The sequence below is a fragment of the Caballeronia catudaia genome, from assembly GCF_001544755.2.
Taxonomy (GTDB): domain Bacteria; phylum Pseudomonadota; class Gammaproteobacteria; order Burkholderiales; family Burkholderiaceae; genus Caballeronia; species Caballeronia catudaia.
In genome coordinates this window covers 23,566-30,928 of the sequence record NZ_FCOF02000060.1, presented here as the reverse complement: position 1 = coordinate 30,928, position 7,363 = coordinate 23,566, and the positions used below count along the sequence as shown (strand labels likewise).

At 64.1% G+C, this 7,363-nt stretch carries 7 protein-coding genes; 5 read left to right on the top strand and 2 right to left on the bottom strand.

Translation table 11 applies throughout. The annotated features are described in order from the left end of the window. Window positions 1-780 precede the first annotated feature (780 nt). The gene (locus AWB75_RS33065; protein WP_061128189.1) at window positions 781-1,254 is read right to left on the bottom strand and encodes a VOC family protein; all 474 of its coding nucleotides are present in this window, start codon (window positions 1,252-1,254) and stop codon (window positions 781-783) included. Window positions 1,255-1,294: 40 nt separating this feature from the next. After that, window positions 1,295-2,221: a LysR substrate-binding domain-containing protein gene (locus AWB75_RS33060; RefSeq protein ID WP_061128188.1), complete on the bottom strand. Its 927-nt coding sequence runs from the start codon at window positions 2,219-2,221 to the stop codon at window positions 1,295-1,297. A 171-nt stretch (window positions 2,222-2,392) separates the two neighbouring features. Between AWB75_RS33060 and AWB75_RS33055 the strand changes: the two genes are divergently transcribed. The 5 genes from AWB75_RS33055 to AWB75_RS33035 are packed head-to-tail and all read left to right on the top strand — an operon-like array spanning window position 2,393 to window position 7,359. Further along, a complete protein-coding gene (locus tag AWB75_RS33055; protein WP_061128187.1) occupies window positions 2,393-3,448 on the top strand; it encodes an ABC transporter substrate-binding protein in 1,056 nt (351 codons plus the stop codon). Window positions 3,449-3,473: 25 nt separating this feature from the next. Beyond that, window positions 3,474-4,562: an ABC transporter ATP-binding protein gene (locus AWB75_RS33050; protein WP_061128186.1), complete on the top strand. Its 1,089-nt coding sequence runs from the start codon at window positions 3,474-3,476 to the stop codon at window positions 4,560-4,562. Further along, window positions 4,549-5,421 carry an ABC transporter permease gene (locus AWB75_RS33045; protein WP_061128185.1) on the top strand — a complete coding sequence of 291 codons (873 nt, stop codon included), beginning with the start codon at window positions 4,549-4,551 and terminating at the stop codon, window positions 5,419-5,421. The genes AWB75_RS33050 and AWB75_RS33045 overlap by 14 nt, the downstream gene beginning before the upstream one ends. Window positions 5,422-5,437: 16 nt before the next feature. Next, complete coding sequence (locus tag AWB75_RS33040) at window positions 5,438-6,235, top strand: ABC transporter permease (RefSeq protein ID WP_061128184.1); 798 nt, start codon at window positions 5,438-5,440, stop codon at window positions 6,233-6,235. Beyond that, window positions 6,232-7,359 (top strand): NAD(P)/FAD-dependent oxidoreductase, encoded by a 1,128-nt coding sequence (locus AWB75_RS33035; RefSeq protein WP_061128183.1) that lies wholly within the window; start codon window positions 6,232-6,234, stop codon window positions 7,357-7,359. Before AWB75_RS33040 ends, AWB75_RS33035 begins: the two co-directional genes overlap by 4 nt. The last annotated feature ends 4 nt before the right edge of the window (window positions 7,360-7,363 follow it).

Genomic DNA, 7,363 nt, shown 5'->3' with positions numbered 1-7,363 from the left:
AAGCGCAAATCGATCATCGCCGCATGTTGGAAACAAGCCGAGCTCTGGTGATGTCATGACTTACGTAAGTCTCAATAAATCAGACGAATCGCAACTATCTATTGTGTTTTCGCAATGCTTGACAATTTCTTATATTCAGTCTTGCTATTCGTTTCCGTGCTTACCGTTAAACTCACGCACGCGGCGACCATTGAAGACTGCTGACAGGCAACGAACTCAGCGCATATAAGGAACAAACGGCTGTCATGGTGCAAAACCTGTCTGAGGCTCGATACATTACTTTCCTTCGACACAAGCGTGATCCATTTCAACTGCCTGAAAGCAACAATCTGATCTCTCCGAGGCAGCACAACACACACGACTATCTTTACCTCAATGGGCTCTAAAGAAAAACGCGAAGCGACCAATTTTTACTCCGTCCTGCATCCTGTTAAGCAGAGGAATGAATTGAGCGCGTTGCCATGAAAAAGCTCGCAATGCCTTTCCCGGCGCAGATTGGCCAAACCGGATGAGGACTGTACGACCGTCGATCCATCTCGTGCGTGCCATCGGCTCTTCGACAAAACGAATGCTGCGGGGAAGCTTTTCCCCATAGCGATATGCATGAACCGTCGGCATGACAGAGAGCGAGCTATCTCGACCGACAACTACTGTTCGCAAATTGATCACTCAATCGGCTAAGCGACGTGCGCGGAGCAATCACGCTGTCCGCAAGCTTGGGCGCGCGTTGTATGGGACATAGCTGCGGCGAAGTTACCTCGCTGCGTGGTCTGAGCCCGTTCACCCGCCCGCCGCCCCGCGCTCGATTTCCGCGATGTCGATCTTCTTCATCCGCATCATCGCGTCCATCGCGCGTCGTGCGGCGTCGCGATCCGGGCCTTTGAGGATGTCGAGCATGCGCTTCGGCGTGATCTGCCACGAGAAGCCCCAGCGGTCCTTGCACCAGCCGCACGGCCCTTCCTCGCCGCCATTGCCGATGATCGCGTTCCAGTAGCGATCCGTCTCCTCCGCGCTGCCGGTGTGGACCATGAAGCTCACCGCTTCGTTCGGCCTGAAGTTCGGCCCGCCGTTCAGCCCGAGAAAGCGCTGGCCGAGCACGGTGAATTCGACCGTCAGTTCCGGCCCTTGCCCGACGCCCGGCTTAGCCGAGACATGGCCGGCGCCGACATGGCTATCGGGAAACGTGGCGGCGTAAAACTCGGCCGCTTCACGCGCATTGCCATCGAACCACAGGCAGTTGACGAGCTCCGCCATCGCACTCTCCTTCGTGACCGTGAACAGTGCGCCGGCGATATCACGCGCGCGTCCGTCCGCGCACGGGCGGAACGACCTGGGCGAGCAATTCCTCATGCGAGTCACGCAGCACGTCGACGAACGCCGAAGCGAGACGCTCGCGCGGCCGATGCGGCGGAAACAGCAGATACATCGGAAAGCGCGGCGCGGGCACGAACGGGCGAATGGCGATCTCCGGCCCGCGAAAATCCCGCGCGACGATCGGATGCGCGAGCGTCACGCCCATGCCATGCCGCACCATTTCGCAGCACATCGCGGTGTATTGCGCTTCGATGGCGAGCACGCGCTTGACGCCCGCGCGCTGAAAAACGTCGTCCATCACGGCGCGCGTGCCGTCGCCGTGACACAGCGAGATGAACGATTCGCCCTCCATGTCCTCCGGGCGGATGACGCGCTTCGCCGCGAGCCGATGCTTCGCCGGCAGCACGCACACGGCGGCCACGGTCGACAACTCCTCGACTTCGCATTCCGACGCCTCGCTCACATACACCGCGACGCCCAGATCGCAAAACTGCGACGCCGTCCAGTGATTCACCGTGCCCGACGTATTCACATGCAGCGACACGGTGACTTCCGGAAACAGCTCGACGAAGCGTTTGATCGCGTGCGGCACGAGCGTCATGCCCGCCGACGGCATCGCCGCGATGCGCAGACGGCCGCTGCCGAGATTGCGGATCTGCGCCGCCGCGTTCGCCAGTCCCTGCAAGCCGACGAACGCGCGCTCGACCTCGCGGAAGAACGCGGTGCCCTCGCTCGTCGGGATCAGGCGCACGCCGCTGCGCTGAAAGAGTTGCAGGCCGGTGTCGCGCTCCAGTTGCGAAATCAGGCGGCTCACATTCGGCTGCGACGTGAACAGCGCCTTGGCCGCCGCGGTCATCGAACCGGACACCATGACCGCGCGAAACGCCTCGATGTGCTTCAGGTTCATTGCGTGCTCATCCTCGTGGTTTCCCTATTCTGGCTGTCCCTGATCCATATCATCCCTGCATGGATTGGTATTTTATTCGTATTGGACGATATGAATCGGCGGCGCGACACTGCCTCTCATCGACGGGCAGACGAGCCCGCGCCCCACGTCCCGGAACTGGAGATCATCGTCATGAGAAGCGCGCTGCAACGCCGTCTGTTCACCCTGTCCCGCACCGCTCTGGCGGGTTTCGTCATCACCGGCGCGCTTGCCGCTCACGCCGAAACGACGCTCTATGTCGCGAACGTCGGCGGCTCGAACGAGCAGCTCTATCGGCAGAAGATCATTCCGCCGTTCGAGAAGGCGCATGACGTGAAGATCGTCTATGTCGCGGGCAATTCGAGCGACACGCTCGCGAAGCTCCAGGCGCAAAAGGGCCATCAGCAGATCAACGTCGCGGTGATGGACGACGGCCCCATGTATCAGGCGATGCAGATGAACCTGTGCGCGAAGCTCGACGACGCGCCCATCATGAAAGACGTGTATCCGCTCGCGAAGCTCGGGCCGACCGCGGTCGGCGTCGGCATGGTCGCGACGGGCATCGGCTACAACGAGGAAGCGTTCAGGAAGGCCGGCCTGCCGCCGCCCGATTCGTGGAAGGTGCTCACGGACAAGCGCATCAAGGGCAAGCTCGGCGTGCCGCCGATCACCAATACGTACGGCCTGCACACGCTCGTGATGCTCGCGCGTCTTTCGGGCGGCGGCGAGAAGAACATCGATCCGGGTTTCACGGAGATGACGAAGCAGGTCGCGCCCAATGTGCTCTCGTGGGCGCCGACGCCCGGCGAAATGGACGGCCAGATGCAGTCCGGCGACGTGATCCTCGCGCCCTACGGCAGCGGCCGCGCGGTGGCGCTGCAAAACACCGGCTTCCCGCTCAAGTTCATCTACCCGAAGGAAGGCGCGGTCGCGCTGCAAGTGGCGGCGTGCGCCATCGCGGAGAATGCGCAGCCCGCCTTGTCGCAGCAGTTCGTGCAGTACTTGCTGACGCCTGAAGTGCAGATGTTGCAGGCGCAGAACATCGGTCTCGGCCCGGTCAACAAGACGGTCAGGCTCACGCCCGAAGTCGCCGCGCGCGTGCCCTACGGCCCGGAGCAGATCGGCAAGCTCACCGCGATGGACTGGACCACGATCAACCAGCATCGCACCGAATGGACGGAACGCTGGAACCGCTCGGTCGAGCGCTAAGTCGGTCTGACGAGGAGCAAGGCGCATGGCTTTCCTGACTCTGCAAGGCATATCGAAACGCTACGGCGATTTCACGGCGATCGAGTCGCTCGATCTTTCGGTCGAGCGCGGCGAACTGCTGTCGCTGCTCGGTCCGTCGGGCTGCGGCAAGACGACGACGCTGCAAATGGTCGCCGGCTTCGTCACGCCGACGACCGGCCGCATCCTGCTCGATGGCCGCGACATCACGAACGAGCGCCCGGAGAAGCGCGGCATCGGCGTGGTGTTTCAAAGCTATGCGCTCTTTCCTCACATGACGGTGGCGGGCAACGTCGGCTTCGGGCTGGAGATGCGCAAGGTGAAGCGCAAGGAGCGCGAGGCGCGCGTCGAAGAGGCGCTCGCGCTCGTGCGTCTGAAGGGCCTCGGGCATCGCTATCCGAAGGAACTGTCGGGCGGCCAGCGCCAGCGCGTGGCGGTCGCGCGCGCCATCGCGATGCAGCCCGAACTGCTGCTGCTCGACGAACCGATGTCCAATCTCGACGCCAAGCTGCGCGAGGAAATGCACATCGAATTGCGCGCGATCCAGAAGCGTCTCGGCATCACGACGATCCTCGTCACGCACGATCAGGTCGAAGCGATGACGATGAGCGATCGCATCGCGGTGATGCATCGCGGCGCGATCTCGCAACTGTCCACGCCCTACGACGCCTACGAGCGCCCCGCGACGCCGTTCGCGTCGACGTTTCTCGGGCGCACCAACACGTTCTCGGGCGAAGTGCTGCAACGCAATCCGCGCTGCGCGATCGTCGATGTCGCGGGCACGACGCTGCATGTTCCGCACGAAGGCCGTCACGTCGATGGCGCGGTGAACGTCTATATCCGTCCGGAGAAAGTGCACCTGGCGAATGGAAATGCGGGCGCTGCGCGCATCAAAGGCCGCATCGCGACGCGCGTGTTCGTCGGCAATCAATGGCTGCTCGAAGTGGAAACCGCGCTCGGCAAGCTGCGCGTCGCACAGCCGAATCACGGCGCGCCGCCGCCCGAGGAAGGCCACGAAGTGGGCCTCGACTGGACCGACGACGACCTGCGCGTGCTGACGCAAGACGGCAAGGAGACGATTCATGGCCACGCTTGACGACGCCCGTCCCGGCGCCGCGCCGTGGCTGCTGTCGGGGCCGGCGCTGCTGCTGTTCATCGGCCTGTTGCTGGTGCCGCTGCTGCTCACGCTGATGCTGTCGTTCCGCGTGTTCAGCGATACGGCCGGCGTCACGGCGGCCTATACGCTCGGCAACTACTGGGAAGTCGTGAGCGACCCGTACTACGGCACGATCTTCCTGCGCACCGCCGGACTCGCCTTCGCCGTCACGCTGCTGTCGATCGTGCTCGGCGTGCCGGAGACCATCGTGCTCGCGCGCATGAAGAAGCCCTGGCAATCGCTGTGTCTTCTGATCGTGCTCGGGCCGCTGCTCATTTCCGTGGTCGTGCGCACGCTCGGCTGGCAGATCCTGCTCGGCAACAACGGCGTGCTCAACAACGTGCTGCAGGCGCTGCACATCACCGACGAACCCGTGCGCCTCGTCTTCACGATGACCGGCGTGATCATCGCGCTGACGCACGTTCTGGTGCCGTTCATGGTGATGTCCGTCTGGGCGACGATGCAAAAGCTCGACCCGCAAGTGGAATGGGCTGGCCGCTCGCTCGGCGGCTCGCCGTTCGCCGTGTTCCGGCGCGTGGTGCTGCCGCAGATCATGCCGGGCGTGCTGTCGGGTTCGATCATCGTGTTCGCGCTGTCGGCGTCCGCGTTTGCGACGCCCGCGCTGATCGGCGGACGGCGTCTCAAGGTCGTTGCAACCGCCGCCTACGACGAATTCCTGGGCACGCTCAACTGGCCGCTCGGCGCGAGCATCGCGGTGCTGCTGCTGATCGCCAATGTCGCGATCGTGATGGGTTGCAGCCGTCTCGCCGAACGCCGCTTCCGGCACATTTTCGACTGAGCGGAGGACGATCACCATGAAAGAAAACGGCTGGCTCGGGCTCACGTTCAACGCGTGCTTTCTGAGCTTCATCCTCGCGCCGCTCGTCGTCGTGATGCTCGTCGCGTTCACGGACAAAGGCTTCATTTCGATGCCCTTCGATGGCGCGTCGCTGCGCTGGTTCCACGCGATCATCGAGAACGGCGACATCGTCTCGGCGTTCTGGCTGTCGATCCGGCTCGCGTTCGCGGCGGCGACCATCGGCGTGCTGCTCGCGGTGCCCGCCGCGCTCGCCATCGCGCGCTATCGCTTTCCGGGCCGCGCCGCGCTCACGAGCTTCTTCCTCTCGCCGATGATGATTCCGGCCGTCGTGCTCGGCATCGCGTTCCTGCGCTTTCTGTCGCTGCTGCATCTGTCGGGATCGTTCTGGTCGCTCGTCGCCGCGCACGTGATCATCGTGTTGCCGTATGCGTTGCGGCTCGCGCTGTCGTCGGCCATCGGGCTGGATCGCGATGCCGAACGGGCCGCCCTTTCGTGCGGCGCGAGCCGCTTCACCGCGTTTCGCCGCGTCGTGCTGCCGATGATCCGCACGGGCGTCGCGGGCGGCTGGGTCTTGTCGTTCATCCAGAGCTTCGACGAGCTGACGATGACCATCTTCGTCGCGACGCCCGGCACCACGACGCTGCCCGTCGCCATGTACAACCAGATCGCGCAGACGATCGATCCGCTGGTCGCATCCGTCTCGGCGGTGCTGATCGTCGGCACGGTGTTGCTGATGATCCTGCTCGACCGCATGGTCGGACTGGATCGCATTCTGATCGGAGAAGCGCGATGACATCTGCAAGTCCCGACGTACTGGTTCTCGGCGGCGGCCTCGTCGGTTCGGCCGTCGCCTACGGACTCGCACGCGAAGGCGCGCGCGTGACCGTGCTCGACGAGGACGACGGCGGCTTTCGCGCGTCGCGCGGCAACTTCGGCCTCGTGTGGATACAGGGCAAGGGCTATGGCTTGTCGCCCTATGCGACGTGGTCGCGCTCGTCGTCGACGCGCTGGCCCGGTTTCGCCGAAGCGTTGCTGAGCGAAACGGGCATCGACGTGGCCTTGCGTCAGCCGGGCGGCTTCCAGTTCTGCTTCAACGACGACGAGCTCGCCGAGCGCAACAAGCGCCTCTCGACGCTGCAAGCCGAACTTGGCGACTACCCGTTCCAGATGCTCGATGCGAAGGAAGTTCGCGAGCGCATTCCGCAAGCCGGGCCTGCGGTGATCGGCGCGAGCTATACGCCGATGGACGGCCACGTGAATCCGCTCAAGCTGCTGCGCGGCCTGCATGTCGCGATGCAGGCGCGCGGCGTGAAGCTCGTATCCGCCGAGCGCGCGGAACGCATCGTGCCGGAAGCGAACGGCTTCACGGTGCATGGCAAACGCGGAACCTATCGCGCCGCGCGCGTCGTGCTCGCAGCGGGCCTCGGCAATCGCACGCTCGCGCCGTTCGTCGGGCTGCATGCGCCGGTCGCGCCGAATCGCGGGCAAGTGCTGGTGAGCGAGCGCGTCGCGCCGTTTCTCCACTATCCGACGCTCAACGTGCGGCAGACCGACGAAGGCACCGTGCAGTTCGGCGATTCGATGGAGGAAGTCGGCTTCGACGATTTCACCACGACGCACGTGCTCGCCGACATCGCGCGTCGCGGCGTGCGCGCCTTTCCGATGCTGAAGCACGTGCGGCTGGTACGCATGTGGGCCGCGTTGCGCGTCTACAGCCCCGACGGTTTTCCGATCTACGACCAGTCGACGAAGCATCCGGGCGCGTTCGTCGTCACCTGCCATAGCGGCGTGACGCTCGCCGCCGCGCATGCGCTGCGCGTCGCGCCGTGGATCATGGGTGCGCCGATGCCCGGCGAACTGCCGAACTTCTCCGCGCGCCGCTTCGAGAACGCACGAGAACTGACTCCCGCACATTGAGCTT

Coding starts and splice junctions, on each gene's coding strand:
- AWB75_RS33055 (WP_061128187.1), top strand. CDS start 2,393: ATGAGAAGCGCGCTGCAACGCCGTCTGTTCACCCTGTCCCGCACCGCT.
- AWB75_RS33040 (WP_061128184.1), top strand. CDS start 5,438: ATGAAAGAAAACGGCTGGCTCGGGCTCACGTTCAACGCGTGCTTTCTG.
- AWB75_RS33050 (WP_061128186.1), top strand. CDS start 3,474: ATGGCTTTCCTGACTCTGCAAGGCATATCGAAACGCTACGGCGATTTC.
- AWB75_RS33065 (WP_061128189.1), bottom strand. CDS start 1,254: ATGGCGGAGCTCGTCAACTGCCTGTGGTTCGATGGCAATGCGCGTGAA.
- AWB75_RS33045 (WP_061128185.1), top strand. CDS start 4,549: ATGGCCACGCTTGACGACGCCCGTCCCGGCGCCGCGCCGTGGCTGCTG.
- AWB75_RS33060 (WP_061128188.1), bottom strand. CDS start 2,221: ATGAACCTGAAGCACATCGAGGCGTTTCGCGCGGTCATGGTGTCCGGT.
- AWB75_RS33035 (WP_061128183.1), top strand. CDS start 6,232: ATGACATCTGCAAGTCCCGACGTACTGGTTCTCGGCGGCGGCCTCGTC.